This window comes from Bradyrhizobium zhengyangense (assembly GCF_022012435.1).
In the GTDB taxonomy this organism is placed as follows: domain Bacteria; phylum Pseudomonadota; class Alphaproteobacteria; order Rhizobiales; family Xanthobacteraceae; genus Bradyrhizobium; species Bradyrhizobium zhengyangense.
The window spans coordinates 41,433-57,958 of the sequence record NZ_JAKLUA010000023.1; the positions used below are offsets into that span (position 1 = coordinate 41,433).

At 63.5% G+C, this 16,526-nt stretch carries 16 protein-coding genes and 1 tRNA gene; 4 read left to right on the forward strand and 13 right to left on the reverse strand.

What is annotated here, in order from left to right:
- The first annotated feature begins 293 nt into the window (after positions 1 to 293).
- Entirely contained in the window at positions 294 to 533 is a 240-nt protein-coding gene (locus L6637_RS37435; RefSeq protein ID WP_237861777.1) for a hypothetical protein, read from the forward strand.
- A 140-nt stretch (positions 534 to 673) separates the two neighbouring features.
- Here L6637_RS37435 and L6637_RS37440 read toward each other — a convergent pair whose 3' ends face one another.
- Positions 674 to 1,648 (reverse strand): alpha/beta fold hydrolase, encoded by a 975-nt coding sequence (locus L6637_RS37440; protein WP_237873903.1) that lies wholly within the window; start codon positions 1,646 to 1,648, stop codon positions 674 to 676.
- A gap of 121 nt (positions 1,649 to 1,769) precedes the next feature.
- On the opposite strand from L6637_RS37440, the gene L6637_RS37445 reads away from it, so the two are divergent.
- Positions 1,770 to 2,399, forward strand: coding sequence for a TetR/AcrR family transcriptional regulator (locus L6637_RS37445; RefSeq protein ID WP_237873904.1), 630 nt, complete (start codon positions 1,770 to 1,772; stop codon positions 2,397 to 2,399).
- A 521-nt stretch (positions 2,400 to 2,920) separates the two neighbouring features.
- On the opposite strand, the gene L6637_RS37450 is transcribed toward L6637_RS37445, so the two are convergent.
- The 7 genes from L6637_RS37450 to L6637_RS37480 form a co-directional block, all read right to left on the reverse strand.
- Positions 2,921 to 2,998, reverse strand: a tRNA-Pro gene (locus L6637_RS37450).
- 109 nt (positions 2,999 to 3,107) lie between these two features.
- Complete coding sequence (locus L6637_RS37455; RefSeq protein WP_237861771.1) at positions 3,108 to 3,686, reverse strand: MerR family transcriptional regulator; 579 nt, start codon at positions 3,684 to 3,686, stop codon at positions 3,108 to 3,110.
- Positions 3,687 to 3,710: 24 nt separating this feature from the next.
- Positions 3,711 to 4,052: an integration host factor subunit alpha gene (locus L6637_RS37460; RefSeq protein ID WP_237861769.1), complete on the reverse strand. Its 342-nt coding sequence runs from the start codon at positions 4,050 to 4,052 to the stop codon at positions 3,711 to 3,713.
- 133 nt (positions 4,053 to 4,185) lie between these two features.
- Positions 4,186 to 5,166 carry a beta-ketoacyl-ACP synthase III gene (locus L6637_RS37465; protein ID WP_237861767.1) on the reverse strand — a complete coding sequence of 327 codons (981 nt, stop codon included), beginning with the start codon at positions 5,164 to 5,166 and terminating at the stop codon, positions 4,186 to 4,188.
- On the reverse strand, positions 5,163 to 6,224 hold the full coding sequence (plsX, locus tag L6637_RS37470) for a phosphate acyltransferase PlsX (protein ID WP_237861765.1): 1,062 nt from the start codon (positions 6,222 to 6,224) through the stop codon (positions 5,163 to 5,165). The genes L6637_RS37465 and plsX overlap by 4 nt, the downstream gene beginning before the upstream one ends.
- A gap of 298 nt (positions 6,225 to 6,522) precedes the next feature.
- The gene (locus L6637_RS37475) at positions 6,523 to 7,107 is read right to left on the reverse strand and encodes a YceD family protein (protein WP_237861763.1); all 585 of its coding nucleotides are present in this window, start codon (positions 7,105 to 7,107) and stop codon (positions 6,523 to 6,525) included.
- Entirely contained in the window at positions 7,104 to 7,658 is a 555-nt protein-coding gene (locus L6637_RS37480) for a ubiquinol-cytochrome C chaperone family protein (RefSeq protein ID WP_237873905.1), read from the reverse strand. The genes L6637_RS37475 and L6637_RS37480 overlap by 4 nt, the downstream gene beginning before the upstream one ends.
- Before the next feature lie 98 nt (positions 7,659 to 7,756).
- Here L6637_RS37480 and L6637_RS37485 point away from each other — a divergent pair, with 98 nt between their 5' ends.
- Positions 7,757 to 8,233, forward strand: coding sequence for an outer membrane protein assembly factor BamE (locus L6637_RS37485; protein WP_237861759.1), 477 nt, complete (start codon positions 7,757 to 7,759; stop codon positions 8,231 to 8,233).
- Positions 8,234 to 8,364: 131 nt separating this feature from the next.
- Entirely contained in the window at positions 8,365 to 9,378 is a 1,014-nt protein-coding gene (locus L6637_RS37490) for a Bug family tripartite tricarboxylate transporter substrate binding protein (RefSeq protein ID WP_237861757.1), read from the forward strand.
- 53 nt (positions 9,379 to 9,431) lie between these two features.
- Here the strand turns inward: L6637_RS37490 and L6637_RS37495 are convergent, their stop codons facing one another.
- The 5 genes from L6637_RS37495 to L6637_RS37515 all read right to left on the reverse strand — a co-directional run bounded on the left by L6637_RS37495 (position 9,432) and on the right by L6637_RS37515 (position 16,419).
- Complete coding sequence (locus tag L6637_RS37495) at positions 9,432 to 9,704, reverse strand: acyl carrier protein (RefSeq protein WP_237861755.1); 273 nt, start codon at positions 9,702 to 9,704, stop codon at positions 9,432 to 9,434.
- Positions 9,701 to 11,179: a hypothetical protein gene (locus L6637_RS37500; RefSeq protein ID WP_237873906.1), complete on the reverse strand. Its 1,479-nt coding sequence runs from the start codon at positions 11,177 to 11,179 to the stop codon at positions 9,701 to 9,703. Before L6637_RS37500 ends, L6637_RS37495 begins: the two co-directional genes overlap by 4 nt.
- 35 nt (positions 11,180 to 11,214) lie before the next feature.
- Positions 11,215 to 12,765: an amino acid adenylation domain-containing protein gene (locus tag L6637_RS37505; protein ID WP_237873911.1), complete on the reverse strand. Its 1,551-nt coding sequence runs from the start codon at positions 12,763 to 12,765 to the stop codon at positions 11,215 to 11,217.
- Position 12,766: 1 nt separating this feature from the next.
- Entirely contained in the window at positions 12,767 to 14,044 is a 1,278-nt protein-coding gene (locus tag L6637_RS37510; RefSeq protein ID WP_237873912.1) for a class I SAM-dependent methyltransferase, read from the reverse strand.
- Positions 14,045 to 14,298: 254 nt separating this feature from the next.
- Positions 14,299 to 16,419, reverse strand: coding sequence for a sodium-translocating pyrophosphatase (locus L6637_RS37515; protein ID WP_237873913.1), 2,121 nt, complete (start codon positions 16,417 to 16,419; stop codon positions 14,299 to 14,301).
- Between the last annotated feature and the right edge of the window lie 107 nt (positions 16,420 to 16,526).

Genomic DNA, 16,526 nt, shown 5'->3' on the forward strand with positions numbered 1-16,526 from the left:
CTCGTGGCGGCCCGCTCTCTCGGCGGGTGTCCACGAGAAGCCTATCGGCTGCGCGAGACCTGAGAAGCGCTGGCGGCGCGAAGCTGCCCCTGAAATCCAGCATTCCTACGGATCGATTCCCCTGCGGTTCCCGTATTTGTCCGGCTTCGGTTCAGGAGCAATTTTTTTACAATCCGAATCGTCAAATGGGGCACTGGGGCGAGCAGGCCCGGCCGGCGTGTCGTTTCCGACACAGGCTGTGGCACTCGGCTTGCATCCTCCTCGTGGTCGAAACTACCGATGAGGTGACTGGAATGTTCATAACCGTCGTTGCCGTGCTCTGCCGGCTTGGCGCTGCTGCCTCGGGCAGCTGCGTCGAGGAAATCGTGACCGACAGCAACATGACGCCCGACATGTCGATGATGGCATGTGCAGTCGGTGCACAGGCCCCGCTCGCAAAATGGATGGACGAGCATCCGATCTATCACGTCAATTGGCGCCTCGAGCGCTACAAGTGCGTGCCGGGTCACTACGAGATCAAGGGGCACGCCTAAGGCCCCGCAAAACTACCGATACCGAGGAGACGCCCCGGGGGCCGCACCGTCCCTCCGCGCGGCACGACCGGCGCCAAGGTCTCGCAGCACCAAAGTCTCGCGCGAGGCAGCGCGCAGCGTGACACCAGTCACGCTCCCTCTTAAACCACCGCACCCAAAATCATCGCACGCGCCCGCCGGCCCTCCGGCGTCGGCATCAGCGCGTAATTGTGAGGCTGGTTCCGCCACAGATGCAACTCGACCGGCACACCAGCTGATCGTGCTCGCGCGGCGAGATCGACGCTGTCAGGGTAGAGCAGATCGCGTGTGCCCGAAAAGATCGTCATCGGCGCCAGCTCTCTGAACGCGCCGTTGAGCGGGCTGACGAAGGGATGGCCGACATCGAGCTCGCCGGCATAGAGCCGCCCGGCCTCGATGATGCCGGGAATGTCCTGGATCGGATCGCGCGCGGCGATCTCCGCTTGCTCGGGGCGGCTGACAGACGCGTCGGCTCCAGGCGAGATCAGCACCAGCCGGTTTGGCTGGCGGTGACCGCGATCGCGCAGCCATTGGCACGCCGCAAGCGCAAGACCCGCGCCGGCCGAATTGCCGACCACCGTGACCTTTGCCTGCCCCGCATCCTCCAGCAGCATCCGCAACAGCTCGGCCGTCGCAGGCACGACATCCTTCGCAGTGGCGCGCGGCGCCAACGGGTAGATCGGCACGACGCAGACGACGCCCGCTTCGCGTGTCATCTGGCCGACAAAGCGCCAATGCGCCGGCACGATCTCGTTGATGTAGCCGCCACCATGCAGGAACATGACGAAGTTGCGGCCCTCATGGCCCGACGACGGCGCGGTGTAATAGACCGGCCAGCCGCCCATCTTGGTCAGCATCGCATCGACGCCGGGCCCCAAACCCGTCGGCTCGAATGATGCAGGCTCCAGCGCGAGTTTCTGCACACGTGCCTGCACGGCTTCCGCGGAGGCGAGCTGCTGCTTGTAGGGAAGCTGCCGCAGCAGCAAGTTGAACAGCCGGCTCTGCAGGCTCGGCGCGGGATCGCGCCGGGCGCGCGGACTGAACACGCAACCCTCAGGGCAAAACTGCAAGGCCGATACGATCCTGGCAACGCTCATGGCCACATCCCCATCTGGCTCGTCCGACGCGGCGACAAAGAGGCTTGCTGACCCGCCGCCACTTGCCGTTATAATGCGAGCATTCGCTCGCTTTTCCAACTCGCATTCGGATCACAAGGCCGTGGCCCACAAAGCGCCGACAAAACCCCGAAAAAGCGCCTCGCAGCGGCGATCCCGCGCCACCGTCGACGCGCTGGTCGAGGCGACTGCTCGCATTCTGGTCAAGGACGGTTTCGAGAAGACGAGCACCAACCGGATCGCCGAGGCCGCCGGCGTCAGCGTCGGCTCGCTGTATCAATATTTCCCAAGCAAGGAGGCGCTCGTCGCGGCCGTGATCGATCGTCACAACGAGGAGATCATGGCGATCGTCCGTGCAACGCTCCTCGAGGTTGCCGACATGCCGATCGAGAAAGCCGTGCGTCGCCTCGTCACCGTCGCGATCGACGCGCACCGCATCAACCCCAAACTGCATCGCGTGCTCGCCGAGCAGATCCCGCGCGCGGGCAAGCTCGACGTCGAAGCCTTCAACCGCGAGGTCCACGCGCTCGTGCGCGCCTATCTCGACAGCCGTCGCAAGGAAATGCGCAGGATCGACCTCGATGTCGCGACCTTCATCTGCGTCAGCGCCATCGAAGCCGTCGCGCACAACACGGTACTGAACCAAGCCGAGACGCTGCCGGACAAGATCGTGCGGACGCTGGTGGATGAGACGACGCGGATGGTGGTGGGATATCTGCGGCCATCCGCCTAGCATTCGTTCCTGAACCAGGTCGTCGCTGGACGTCATCGAATCAAGGCCGCGATCGATTCGCGGGCGACCAGAGCGACACGCCTCACCTCGTTACCTAACTGCCGCAATTCAAGAAAGCGTGCGCCAAGCTATGCCGGGGTTGAATCCTGCACGGAAGGCAATTACCTGACAAAGTCAGATGATTCAGTCACCAGAATGGAAGGCGATCGCCATCGCAGGGACCGTTGCGTGCGTCTCGATGTCGCTTTTGGCCATAGACGCAACGCTGGACCTCAACGTCGGCGGGCTGACCAAACGCCTCCAAAGCGCGCAAGCCTCCCTCGTGGACACGATGGGACAGTATCAACTTGCCTTCGCCGTTCCGACCTGGGCTCGTGGCAAGCCTCCTGCGGACCAGTCCTGTCCGCGCGGCGGGTGCTGACCGCCAGCTACTAACAACGGATTGCTTGAAGGACAGCCGATCGCTTGCCGATCCCGCGATCGCGCGATCGCGCAAGCACTTGGCCATTCTCTGAAGAAAATGGTCGGAGCGAGAGGATTTGAACCTCCGACCCCTAGTCTCCCAGACTAGTGCGCTAACCGGGCTGCGCCACGCTCCGAACGTCGTTCCATTAGCTAGGATCGGAGCGATGCGCAAGGAGAGCCACACCATTTTGGTGTCTTCGCTCAAAGCTCCGGAACTGACCGCAAAGCTGAGGTAAAGCGCGGTCAACCGTCCTTCAGCGCCTGATCCAGCATTTCCCGGCAGGCGACCAGATCGGCGAGCACCCGTCCCAGCCGTTCCCGGTCCAGCGCGCTGGGGCCGGCCGGCGCGGCTGATGTGCCGCCCTTGCGGAAAGTGGTGAGGATTTCCTCGTCGTCGACCTCCGTGAAGCGGAAGTCGATGCCTTCCTCCTCGTCGCCCTGGTAGTCGTCATCGTCGGCATCCGTGATGCCCTTGATGGGCGGCTCGTCGTCGGGCTCCATCAGGCTCGCGCCGATGGCGTCCTCGATCGCCCCGAACGAGACCGCGGCTGCACCGTCGGCCAAGCCCTGCACCGATTTGACGCCGTGCTCCTTCAGGATCCGCTGCACCCCGCGGATGGTGTAGCCCTCGCCGTAGAGCAGGCGGCGGATGCCCTTGAGCAGGTCGACATCGTCAGGGCGGTAATAGCGGCGTCCGCCGCTGCGCTTCATCGGCTTGATCTGGGAGAAGCGGGTCTCCCAGAACCGCAGCACGTGCTGCGGAATGTCGAGTTCCTGCGCTACTTCGCTGATGGTTCGGAACGCATCCGGCGCCTTGTCCAAATGCCCGTCCTTTCCGAATGGCGGTTACGCCTCGGGTTGAGTCTTGCTGGCATCGCCATTGGTGCGGTGCTGGGCGTTGATCCGCTGCTTCAGGATCGCCGACGGCTTGAACACCATCACCCGGCGCGGCGAGATCGGCACCTCGGTGCCGGTCTTCGGATTGCGGCCGATGCGCTGGCCCTTCTTGCGGACCATGAAGGAGCCGAACGAGGACAGCTTCACCGTCTCGCCCTTCTCGAGGCAATCGGTGATTTCCTTCAGCACGAGTTCCACGAACGCAGACGATTCCGTCCGCGACAGGCCCACCTTCTGGTAGACGGCCTCGCAGAGATCCACACGCGTTACGGTTTTACTTTGATCGGTCATCGCCCTGCCCCACATCACGGCGAACAATTGTTGTCTGAAATTATGAACTTACGTTACGGCGGTCAACACCGTTCATCAATGCAGACGCATCGATATCGGCGCAGATTCCGGCAAAATTTTATCTGATGTGGCTTTACCAGCGCACCAGCGCCGAGCCCCAGGTGAAGCCGCCGCCCATGGCCTCCAGCAGAACCATGTCGCCGCGCTTGATGCGGCCGTCCTTGCGCGCCACCGACAGCGCCAGCGGGATAGAGGCCGCCGAGGTGTTGCCGTGGCGGTCCACCGTCAGCACCACCTTCTCCGGCGCGATATGGAGCTTGTGCGCGGAGGCGTCGATGATTCGCTTGTTGGCCTGGTGCGGCACGAACCAGTCGATGCTGTCGGCATTGAGCCCGGTCGCCTGGAAGGCGTCGACGATCACGTCGGTAATCATGCCGACCGCATGCTTGAAGACCTCGCGGCCCTCCATGCGGAGGTGACCGACCGTCTGGGTCGAGGACGGCCCGCCGTCGACGAACAGTTTTGCCTTGTGCCGGCCGTCAGAGCGCAGATGCGTCGTCACCACGCCGCGGTCGGTGGCAGCCTTGCCCGGCTGCTCCTGTGCCTCCAGCACAACGGCGCCCGCGCCGTCGCCGAACAGCACGCAGGTGCCGCGATCGTTCCAGTCGAGGATGCGCGAGAACGTCTCGGCGCCGATCACCAGCGCGCGCTTGAAGGCGCCGGTGCGCAGGAAATTGTCGGCAGTGGCCAGCGCGAACACGAAGCCCGAGCACACGGCCTGCAGATCGAACGCCGCACCATGGTTGATGCCGAGCCCGTGCTGCACGGCGACCGCCGTTGCAGGGAAGGTGTTATCGGGCGTCGAGGTCGCGAGTACGATCAGCTCGATCGATTGCGCATCCACGCCGGCATCGGCAAGCGCGGCCTGCGCCGCCTTGATCGCCAGATGGGAGGTGAATTCGCCCTCGGCCGCAATGTGCCGTTCGCGAATGCCGGTGCGCTGGACGATCCATTCGTCGGACGTGTCGATACGCGCCGCCAACTGGGCGTTGGTCACCACCTGCTCCGGCAGATAAGAGCCGCAGCCGAGCACGACCGAACGAATTTGAGTCACGAAACAGCCTCCTGCGCGGTCTGCACGGAATTGAGTGCACTACCCTCGCGGTTGAGCATCTGATTGATCTTGTTCAGGAGATCGTAGTGAGCCATCTCATAGCCAACATCGATCGCATAGGCAAAGCCTTCGGCGTTGATTCCGCCGTGGCTCTTGACCACAATCCCGTTCAGCCCGAGCAGAACCCCACCGTTCGACTTGTTCGGGTCCATCTTGTCGCGCAGGGCCTGGAAGGCATTGCGGGCAAACACATAGCCGATCTTGGAGAGCCAGCTCCGCTGGATCTCGTGACGAAGTAATTCCGCCATCTGGCGCGCGGTTCCCTCGGCGGCCTTGAGCGCGATGTTGCCGCTGTAGCCCTCGGTCACGATCACATCGGCCATCCCCTTGCCGATGCCGTCGCCTTCGACAAAGCCGATATATTCGAGTTCCGGCAGGTTCATGGCGCGCAGCATCTCGGCGGCCTCGCGGATCTCCTCGTGTCCCTTGATCTCCTCCGTCCCGATGTTGAGCAGGCCGACCGTGGGGCGCTTCTTGTCGAACACCACGCTCACCATGGCTGCGCCCATCACCGCGAGCGCCACCAGATGGCGCGCATCGCCCCCGATCGTGGCGCCGAGATCGAGCACCACTGACTGGCCGCGCGTGGTCGGCCATATCGCTGAAATGGCCGGGCGATCGATGCCAGGCAGGGTGCGCAGATGGAACCGGGCCATCGCCATCAGCGCGCCGGTGTTGCCGGCGGAGACCGCGACATCGGCCTCCCCCTTCTTCACCGCGTCGATGGCGAGCCACATCGAGGAGGTCTTGCGGCCGCGTCGCAGGGCCTGGCTCGGCTTGTCCGAGCCGCTGACGGCGACGTCGGTATGGATAATCCTCGATACGGCCTTGAGCTGGGGATGCCGATCGAGCTCGGGCTCGATCCTGGCGCGGTCCCCAACCAGCAGGAATTCAGTGTCCCGATGCCTCGCGAGGGAAATGGCTGCGCCTGGAATGACCACGGCAGCGCCGTCGTCGCCCCCCATGGCGTCCAGCGCGATGCGAACCTTGCTTGGCATAAAAGTCCCGGAAACCTGGTCTGGTGCGGTCCTGAACGAGCGGGCCGCAAAATGGGTTCGCCATGGACATGGCGACCGGCCAAGCGCCACGCCGCACCCGGACCGGGGCGCGACAATAGCGTTTTGTTATCCCGAAACAACCTCTTGCCCCCAGCCTTTTGGACTAAGGGCGACCTGCTGGCCGGCGCTCAGATTTATAGAAATATCATAATAATCAAACGGATGAGCCGGCCTTTCAAACCGGTCCAGTAAGGACCTCACGCCACGCGGGACAGCGGTCTTACGGGGGAATGCCCAGCTATTTGCCTTTCTTCTTGCCCTGCTGGTTGTCCTGGAGCGCCTTGAGCGCCGCGAACGGATGGTCCTCGGGATCGAGAGCAGTGACTTCAGTCTCGAACACGACACCCGGCTTGCGGGGATAAGGATCGATCGCCAGGAACAGCGCGTCGGTCGCAATCCGGCCGAGGTCGATGATCCCGTTGACGATGGCCTCGGGCGGATCGGCGACCTCCGACGGCTCCCCGTCGTCGTCCTGCCCTTGCTCGATCAGGTCCTCCAGCCGCCGCGTCTCGGCCTCAGGCGCAAAAGTCAGATCGACCTCCTCGTCGATTTCGCTCTCGATCGGATCGAGCGTGACCACGCAGGTCTGGCCGACCCTAGCCCGGACCCGGCCAGTGACCTGGACCCGGCCGCCGCTCTTCGGCTCGACGTCGAAATCGGCATGGGCCGACAGAATGTCGCGCAGGCCGGCGAGATCGGCCATGGCCCGACGCTCGGCCGCCGAGGCTTCGAGCTCACGGTGAAGCCCCGTATCGGGAATTTGCGCCACCGTTACGGGTGAACGCCAGGGATCCGGTCCGGACCCGGTCATCGATCGGTTCATGACGTCTCATCCTCCCGAAGCGGCGCGGGAAACCTGAAAGAGTCTTGCAACAGGGCGGAATCGCCGGCCTGGCCGAGATCGGCATCAGCCACCTCCGCATAGGCGGCGAGCCGCCTCGCCTGATCCAGCCCTGAGCCATTCAAGATATTCTTGCAGATCGCTTGCGCCAGCGCCTCCGTGCCCGCCGCGATCGCCTGGTCGTAAGCCTGGACGCGGCCGTAAAAAGCCTCGCCGAACGCCCGCATCCGCTTCGGGACGGTCTGGTCGCCCACGCCCATCTCGCGCAGATTGTCGTCCATGTCCTCGCAAAAGCGATCAAACAGGGCCTGCGACAGCTCCGCACCGCCCTGGACGACAGTCCGCAGCCGCCGCAGCAACAGCCAGAGGTGCAGCAACAACAGGTCAAAACGGCCGTTAACCGTATCAGGCACGCCCAAGTCCCGGTAAAATATGGGTTCTCGCGCCTGCGTCACGATCATGCCATAGATGGCTTCAATGGTGCCGGCCGGGGCTAGCCGGGGTTTCCTGAAGTGATTGAACGGCCAAAGCATTGTGGTTTCCGCAAGCGGGCGCGCGCGAGTTGCATTCAGAGCCTCCGCCCGGTACTTCAGCGCCTCGCGCGACGCAAGGGGACGGAATCAGTTCCGCTATGACGATAACGAACCAGACCAGCCTGCGCGCAACTCGGCGGCGCGGCCTTCATGCACGCTGGCGCATGCTCGTGGCCGTGGCTCTGGTCGGCGGCGCCCTTGCGGGCTGCACCGGCGAACAATTCCAGAAGGGCTACATCCTGCCGCCCGGCGCGCTCGAGCAGATTCCGATCGGCGCGAGCCAGGACCAGGTGCTGATCGTGATGGGCACGCCCTCCACCGTCGCGACGCTGGACGGCGAGGTGTTCTATTACATCTCGCAGCGCTCGGAGCGCGTGGTCGCCTTCATGAACCAGAAGGTGGTCGATCAGCGCGTGATCGCGATCTATTTCGACAAGAACCGGCGCGTACGCCGGCTTGCGAATTACGGCCTCCAGGACGGCAAGATCTTCGACTCCATCAGTCGCACCACGCCGACGTCGGGTCAGGAGATGAGCTATCTCGCGCCGCTGTTCAAGCTGCTCAGCTTCAACTGAGATCGTGAGCTGACACCGTCTGCCTGCGGCGTCGTGACGCTCTTCGCGCGGCGCTTGCGCTTGCACGCGACTTGCCGTTGTGCGCCCGGTTCCCTACGCTCTCTGCAAAACAAAAAGCAGGGAGAGGATAGGTGCCTAAGAAGCTTCGGACGAGATTGTTGTCCCGCCGTCGGGTACTCGCCGGCGCCGCGGGCCTGACGGCCGCAGCAATCCTGCCGCGACCGAGCCTTGCCGATTGGAAGCCGACCGAGAACGTCCGTATCATTGTGCCGGCTGCGGCCGGCGGCTCGACCGACGTGATGGGCCGATTGCTCGCCGCTCATCTCCAATCCGCCTGGGGCCAGACCGCAGTCGTGGAAAACCGCTCGGGCGGCGGCGGCACGATCGGGACGGCCGAGGTCGTTCGTTCCAAGGCCGACGGCCACACCATTCTGATCGGCAACCCCGGTCCGAATGCGATCGCCTACAGCATCTTCAAGAACCTCACCTACAAGCCGGACCAGCTCCAGCCCGTCTCCAACATGATCCGGATCCCCAACATCGTGTCGGCGCATCCGAAGACCGGCATCAAGTCGGTCGCCGAGCTGATCGCCTATCTGAAGGCCAATCCGGACAAGCTCAGCTACGCCTCGTCAGGCGTCGGCCAGAGCCCTCACCTCACCGGCGCCTGGTTCCTCCAGCTCACCGGGCTGAAGATGACACACATCCCGTTCCGCGGCGCAGGCCCCGCACTCCAGGCCGCGCTCGCCGGCGACATCCAGGTCCTGTTCGACAATCTCTATCCGAGCCTGCCGCAGGTGCAGAACGGCACGCTCAACGGCCTTTGCGTCACCACCACCGAGCGCAGCGAGCTCGCACCGAACCTGCCGACCATGCGGGAGTGCGCACCAGAGCTTGCGAATTTCGACGTGTCGTCGTGGTTCTCGGTGTTTCTGCCAAAGGGCGTCCCTGCGCCCGTGCTCGACGCGCTCAATCTCCAGGTCAAGGCGATGCTGGAGCGCGACGACATCAGGAAGCAGATTACCGCCATGGGTGCGCGCGCCGACTACGGTACACCGCAGCAATTTGCGGACTTCGTGGACGCCGAGACCAAGAAGTTCGCCGGCATCATCCAGAAGGAAGGATTGCAGATGGACGTGCAGTAGCTCCTCGGGTGGACAACACTGTGCCACGCACCCGACCTGCTTCCGGGCTGGTTTCAGACAGGTTCGGCCGACGGCTGCTGCACCAGACCGGCAATCGCCGAAATCGAGTCCAGGCGCGTCAGGTCGAAACCGATGTCGGAGAAATTGATCCCGTAATCGGTCTCGATGCTCATGATCAGCTCGACCGCGTCGAGTGAATCGAGACGCCCGCTGGTGAACAGAAGATCGTCGTCACTCAGCGGCGAACTGTCGCCCTTCATGATGAGGCGCTGCGTGATGTAGTGCCGCATCCGCGATCTGACTTCAGGGCGAGCTGTCGTGGTCATGTCGTTACTCCCAGGAGATAGAACAGGAATTCGGCGCGTTGCCAGAGCGAGTGCTCACGGTCCAACGGCGCATCAAAGATGTGAATGAGACAGAAGAAGCTGGAGACCCACAGGCAAGGCAGCAAACGGCCGCGCAGCCATCCTTTCGGCGCCGGCTGCGGTACGCGACGCATCTGCGAGAGCCCCACGCTGACGGCCAGGATGAACGTGTAGAATGCGTGGGATTGCTCGCCGATCACGGCCCGCCAAAGCCCCATTTCGCCGACGAAGTGAATGTCGCGGATGAAATGGAACAGCAAATTGCCGACACAGGCCGCGGCAAAGGTGGCGAAGAACATGCGAAGCCGGCGATGGCCGCGGAAATAGCGAACAAAGGTCGGGTAGAAGAAGTGATCGACCAGCAGCTCCTTGTAGTAGAAGTAATAACGGTTCCAGAACTCGGCCAGCGTCGCCGACTCCAGGGGACGATAGGTGTTGCGCAACAGCCGAAAACCGGCGAGCCGCGCCGTCGCGACGATGGTGCCGCCGAACACGGTCATGCTCAGCAGATCGTCGACAAAGAAGACCACAACGCTCGCCCACCCCACCAGGCGCGGCTGGGGATGACCTGCGAGATATTGCAGCAGATTGTCGTCGAACATCGGAAGCCGCAACTGACCGTGGACAAATTCGCCGATACAGATCTTGCCGATCGCCAGGATCAGGACCCAGGCCGCAAGCTTGACGCCCTTGAGCTGCGTGACCGCGAGCTCCTCCGACGTCTTGGCCTCGAAGCGGCGGAGATAGGACAGTCCCTTGCCGAACGGCGTCAGCGTCGCTCCCCAGAAGGGATGAAAAACGCTCAGGTGCTGCCACACCGGAGATCGCTCCTTGACCGAATCCATCAGACCGTAGGCAAGGAACCACAGATACGGCTGAAACGTCATCAGGAACGACCACAGCAGAACGCGCGGTGTGCCGGCCATGAAACTGGCCTGCGTGGCGCCAACAAGCGCCAGGAATGCGAGTAGCAGGCTGAGCGTCGGGCGGCGGAGCGTGATGGCTCCCGCCCTTTGCATGGCCAGCAATCCCGAGAACAGCGCAAACGTCACGGCCACCATGGCCGCGTCAAGCAGCGGCTGATCGATCCGGTCCGCAACGCCTTCGTCGATTGCCATCCGGGCAAGAAACGCGCGGTCGACCAGGAAGCCGTTGCTGCAAAGCAGGAGCAAGGTCGCCAGAAAGATCAGGACGCGCCGATATCGCCCCGCGTAGGCGCAGGCCAGCGCCAGACCCGCGGCCGAGAAGTCGATATTGATCTGCCAGAACAGCAACGCCAGCAGCCCGACCGCGCAGAAAAGCAACACGCGGCCGCGAGTCTCCTGCACACCCGCCACGAGCGTCGGGTCACGATCGATTTGAGGGATCAGCCGCCACGGCGGCTTCGCGAGCAAACCCGTCGCCGCACCATCATAGGGCTGGCTCTCGACGCTCATCGGACAACGCGTGTGGACGCTGCGGGCTTTGGCATCTACGAGGCCCTTGCGACAGCTTCACCGAGCAGCGATGCCACCGAGCGCCTGTCCGCCTTGCCATTGGCGTTGACGGGAATGTCTTCGAGCCAGATGAACCGGTTCGGCACCATGTAGGCGGGAAGATGCGCGGCGCAGTGCTGGCGCAACTCGCTCTCCGTCATTTTCGCACCCGCATAGGCGGCCAGTAGCCGGCTTGCGCCTCCGGCATCGTGAAGCACGACGGCCAGCGCACGCGTGACCCCCTTGCATGCGACCAGCGCGTGATCGATCTCCTCGAGCTCGACCCGGTATCCCCGAAGCTTGACCTGATTGTCGGCACGGCCACGAAAGCGGAGCACACCTGTGCCAGCTTCGGCCTCGACCAGATCACCGCTGCGATAAAGGATCGATCGGTAGCCCTCAATCAATGGATCCTGACGGAAGCGACGAGCGGTCTCTTGCGGATTGTTGATATAGCCGAGCGCAACGCCCGGACCTCCCAGCCACAGCTCGCCCGCCGTGCCCGCGGGAACGGGTTTCATGTCGTCGTCCAGAATCCGGTAGCTGAAATTGGGATTGAGCTTCCCCAAGGGAGCCAACCCCTCGACGGTGTCGAAGGTGGATTCGACGATCTCGAAACCGCTGCAGATGCAGCTTGTTTCGGTCGGGCCATAGCAATTGATCAACTTCGCCTTGCCGGCGAACGCGTCATAGAACCGGCGAAGTCGCGCCAGCGGAAATCCCTCGCCGCCGAACATGAACCGGCTGACGCTCGGCAGCCAATCGGGACTCAACAGGTGCATGGAGTCCAGGAACATGAAGAGTGTCGGAACGGCGAAGAAGAACGTGCACTGATGCTTCGTGATCTCCGACACCAGCTCGGCGGGAGGCCGCCCCTTCAGCGCGTCGAGCGCAACGATCGCGGCCCCGTTCAGCAATCCGGCATAGATGTCGAAGACTGAATTATCGAAGTAGATCGGATTGACATTCGTCAACCGATCGCCGGATCCAATACCAAGATCGTGCTTCGCCCACGCGATCAGGTGAAGCACGCCCTGATGCGGGATGACCACGCCCTTCGGCTCGCCCGTCGACCCCGACGTGAACATCACGTAGGCAGGATCAACCCCTGTGATCAAAGCGGTTTGCGGCAGGTTCGAATCGTCAAGGCGCGACACGGCATCACGCAATGCCGCGCGGGCGTCGGCATCGCCAATCACTGCCCGCGCGCCAAATCCCTCGCGCACGCTGACGATCAGCGCCGGGCGGCATCGCTCCAGCATCAGCCGGGCGCGTTCCGCGGGGGCGGCCGGGTCAAGGAACGCATATGGCGCTCCGATCTTGATGCAAGCCATCGCGAGCGCATAGGCTTCGGCAATCTTCGGCAGTTCGAGACAGACCACCGCGCCTCTGTCGACGCTCTGCGACATCAGCCATCGCGCCAGCCGGTTTGCCGAACCGTTGAGCTCGGAAAAGGTGAAGCTCTCGCCTTCGCAGAGCAGGGCGACGGCGTCCGGCGAGGACGCGACGACCTGTTCAAAATGCAGCGCCAGATTATGAGCCGTCATCTTAGGCCTCGACCTGCTCCTGGTGGGCGGGATCATCAGGCACGATCGACGGCGCCGGCATCATGTCGGCAAAATCGCGCTGGCTCAGTGCAATCACGGCCGCGGGCAATTGCTCCTCGGAGAATTGCCCCCGCAACGCCTCGCTGAGCTCCATGCCGAGTTGCTGGAGGAACGCGGCAGCCATCGGGTCGGTCGCCAACGGCCTCCCCTCGCTGATCCAGGGTTCCGTTTGCGGCGCGAGGCCCCGGCTCATGCCGCGCGCAGAAACAGCCTCGGGATCGACACGCAGCACCGCATCGTACCGATACCGGGTCAGCTCATAGCTCGATCCGCGCTTGAGCTGGATTTCGGCAGCCGAAATCTGCGGAATGGATTCGGAGATCGCTCTAAAATACTGGGGGTCGATAACCAGCTCGCGCTCCTGGGCAATCGACAGCAGGATCTTGCGCTCGAGCGACGCAGGCGTGGCGCCCGCCGACGCTTTTGTGGATTGAACCTCACGGTGGAAGACCGGCAAGAGCTCGAGGTTGCGAACGTCGCCGACGAAAATATGACCGCCGGGAGCCACCAGCTTGACGGCCTCTTCCAGCACCGTGTGCAGATATTCGATGCCGGGGAAGTACTGCACGACCGAGTTGATCACCACCGCGTCGAACGATTGCGGCGACAAGCCGCCGAGATCCGTGGCCTCCCGCTCGAGAAATTCGACATGCCGAAGCTCGGCCTTCGACTGCGCAAAGGCGCGCAATCGGTGAACCGCCACTGGCGAGAGATCGGTCCCGCAATAGACCTCACACCCGGGCGCGAGCCTTTCGACGAGCAATCCAACCCCGCACCCGACCTCCAATATCCGTCTCGCACCGAGAGCCCGAATGCGCTCGATCGTGCAATCCAGCCAATCGATCATTTCGGCTTCGGGAATGGGCTTATTGGTGAAGTTGCTGGTCCAGCCCACGAATGACGGCGCGACACTGTCAGGGCTGTGGCGATACACTTGGTCGAAAGCCCGACGCCATTGCGTCACTCTGCGATCCGTCTCGGCCTGAAGGCGCTTCGCCTTGCCGGCGCTCAGACGATCGGGATGAATGGCCGCGAAAGCGACCTTGAACTGGCGGCCATCGTGGCTCTCCTCGACGCTCATGACGGCGTCCGCCACGTCCGGGTGCGCCGCCAGTGCCCGCTCAATCTCGTTCATTGGGAGCGCACGCAACGGGACCTCCTCTTGCAGTCGACAGGCAAGGCGCGCCCGAGCACGTTGAGAGCGCATCGCGCCGTCCACGACATGGGACCGCCCCACATGCGCAATCCGGAACGTTGCTGAAATGCCGTCAGAAACCTCTCGAAACTCTAGAATGCAGGCGGTTAAGCAACCTTAAATACGGTGCTGGGATCCACCCCGGCCCTGCTGCTCCCGGTAACCGGTACGGGCGCTCCGGGCCAGAACGAGGCTGAAAGCACGGCGCCCGGCCGTCCCAAAAGCAAGGACCCCCGCAGCCTGCGCCACGGGGGTCCTGTTCGACGCGATATCGTGCCTCAGTGCGCCAGGATCGCCAGGAGCAGCAAAGCCACGATGTTGGTGATCTTGATCATCGGGTTCACCGCGGGGCCGGCGGTGTCCTTGTAGGGATCGCCGACGGTGTCGCCGGTCACCGCGGACTTGTGGGCATCACTGCCCTTGCCGCCGTAGTGGCCATCTTCGATGTACTTCTTGGCGTTGTCCCAGGCGCCGCCGCCCGAGGTCATCGAGATCGCGACGAACAGGCCGGTGACGATGACGCCGAGCAGCATGGCGCCGACCGCCGAGAACGCCGCCGACTTGCCGGCCGGGCCGCCGCCCGCGATCGCGTAGATCACGAAGTAAACGAAGATCGGCGACAGCACCGGAAGCAGTGACGGGATGATCATTTCCTTGATCGCCGCCTTGGTCAGCAGGTCGACCGCCTTGCCGTAATCAGGCTTGTCGGTGCCCTGCATGATGCCCGGCTTCTCCCGGAACTGCCGACGCACCTCTTCCACGATCGCGCTGGCCGCACGGCCCACGGCCGTCATGCCCATCGCGCCGAACAGATATGGCAGCAGGCCGCCGAACAGCAGGCCCACCACCACGTAAGGATTGTTCAGCGAGAAGTCCGGATTGACGCCCTTGAAGTAGAGGTGGTTCGCGGAGTCAGCGATGAAGAACCTGAGGTCCTGGTTGTAGGCCGCGAACAGCACCAGCGCGCCGAGACCGGCGGAGCCGATCGCGTAACCCTTCGTCACCGCCTTGGTGGTGTTGCCGACCGCGTCGAGCGCGTCGGTCGACTTGCGCACCTCTTTTGGCAGGCCCGCCATCTCGGCGATGCCGCCGGCGTTGTCGGTCACCGGACCGAACGCGTCGAGCGCGACGATCATGCCGGCCAGCGCCAGCATGGTAGCGGTCGCGATCGCGATGCCAAACAGGCCGGCAAGGCTGTAAGTGACGAGGATGCCGGCGATGATGACAATCGCGGGCAGCGCCGTCGCCTCCATCGAGATCGCCAGACCCTGGATCACGTTGGTGCCGTGGCCGGTCACCGACGCCGCCGCAATCGACTTCACCGGGCGATAGTCGGTGCCGGTGTAGTATTCGGTGATCCAGATGATCAACGCGGTGACGACCAGGCCGACCACGCCGCACTCGAACAGCGCCATGCCGGTATAATCGACGCCTTCGAGCTTGCCGAAGCCGATCAGGTAGTAGATCACCACGGCAATGCCGATCAGCGAGAGGACGCCGGTTGCGATCAGGCCCTTGTAGAGCGCGCCCATGATCGACTGGCTCGGCCCGAGCTTCACGAAGAACGTGCCGATGATCGACGTGATGATGCAGATGCCGCCGATGGCGAGCGGCAGGGTCATCATGTTGGCGAGGATCGGCGTCTTGGCGAAGAAGATCGCCGCGAGCACCATGGTGGCGACGGCGGTCACCGCATAGGTCTCGAACAGGTCGGCCGCCATGCCGGCGCAGTCGCCGACGTTGTCACCGACATTGTCGGCGATGGTGGCGGGGTTGCGCGGATCATCCTCGGGGATGCCGGCCTCGACCTTGCCGACGAGGTCGCCGCCGACATCAGCACCCTTGGTGAAGATGCCGCCGCCGAGACGGGCGAAGATCGAGATCAGCGAGGCGCCGAAGCCGAGCGCCACCATGGCGTCGACCACCGTGCGGCTATCGGGCGCAAGCTTCAGCGAGTGAACAAGGAAGCCAAAATAGAGGGTCACGCCGAGCAGCGCGAGACCCGCCACCAGCATGCCGGTGATGGCGCCTGCCTTGAAGGCGAGCTCGAGGCCGCCGGCGAGCGACGTCGTGGCGGCCTGGGCGGTGCGCACATTGGCGCGAACCGAGACGTTCATGCCGATGAAGCCGGCCGCCCCCGACAGGATGGCGCCGATGGCAAAACCGATCGCGACATAAAGGCCGAGGAAATAGACGAGCAGCACGAAGATGACGATGCCGACGATGCCGATCGTGGTGTACTGGCGCCGGAGATAGGCCTGTGCGCCTTCACGCACCGCTCCCGCGATCTCCTGCATGCGCGGCGACCCCGCATCTGCACTCAACACCGAAGACGTCGCCCAAATCGCGTAGACGACGGAAAGCACTCCGCAGAGCACTATCAACCATAATGCTGTCATTTGATTTTTGCCTCAGATCCTTGATGTACGACCCCCGGCGCCTTTTGTTGTCCGTCGTGCGGTGCGGCGCCTTGATTTTGAACAAAGCCGCCCGCAGGCGGCTTTAG

What these genes read in the sequence shown, in the direction of transcription:
- L6637_RS37435 (WP_237861777.1), top strand. Translation starts at nt 294, where the DNA reads ATGTTCATAACCGTCGTTGCCGTGCTCTGCCGGCTTGGCGCTGCTGCC.
- L6637_RS37440 (WP_237873903.1), bottom strand. Translation starts at nt 1,648, where the DNA reads ATGAGCGTTGCCAGGATCGTATCGGCCTTGCAGTTTTGCCCTGAGGGT.
- L6637_RS37460 (WP_237861769.1), bottom strand. Translation starts at nt 4,052, where the DNA reads ATGACCGATCAAAGTAAAACCGTAACGCGTGTGGATCTCTGCGAGGCC.
- plsX (WP_237861765.1), bottom strand. Translation starts at nt 6,224, where the DNA reads ATGCCAAGCAAGGTTCGCATCGCGCTGGACGCCATGGGGGGCGACGAC.
- L6637_RS37475 (WP_237861763.1), bottom strand. Translation starts at nt 7,107, where the DNA reads ATGAACCGATCGATGACCGGGTCCGGACCGGATCCCTGGCGTTCACCC.
- L6637_RS37480 (WP_237873905.1), bottom strand. Translation starts at nt 7,658, where the DNA reads ATGCTTTGGCCGTTCAATCACTTCAGGAAACCCCGGCTAGCCCCGGCC.
- L6637_RS37485 (WP_237861759.1), top strand. Translation starts at nt 7,757, where the DNA reads ATGACGATAACGAACCAGACCAGCCTGCGCGCAACTCGGCGGCGCGGC.
- L6637_RS37495 (WP_237861755.1), bottom strand. Translation starts at nt 9,704, where the DNA reads ATGACCACGACAGCTCGCCCTGAAGTCAGATCGCGGATGCGGCACTAC.
- L6637_RS37500 (WP_237873906.1), bottom strand. Translation starts at nt 11,179, where the DNA reads ATGAGCGTCGAGAGCCAGCCCTATGATGGTGCGGCGACGGGTTTGCTC.
- L6637_RS37505 (WP_237873911.1), bottom strand. Translation starts at nt 12,765, where the DNA reads ATGACGGCTCATAATCTGGCGCTGCATTTTGAACAGGTCGTCGCGTCC.
- L6637_RS37515 (WP_237873913.1), bottom strand. Translation starts at nt 16,419, where the DNA reads ATGACAGCATTATGGTTGATAGTGCTCTGCGGAGTGCTTTCCGTCGTC.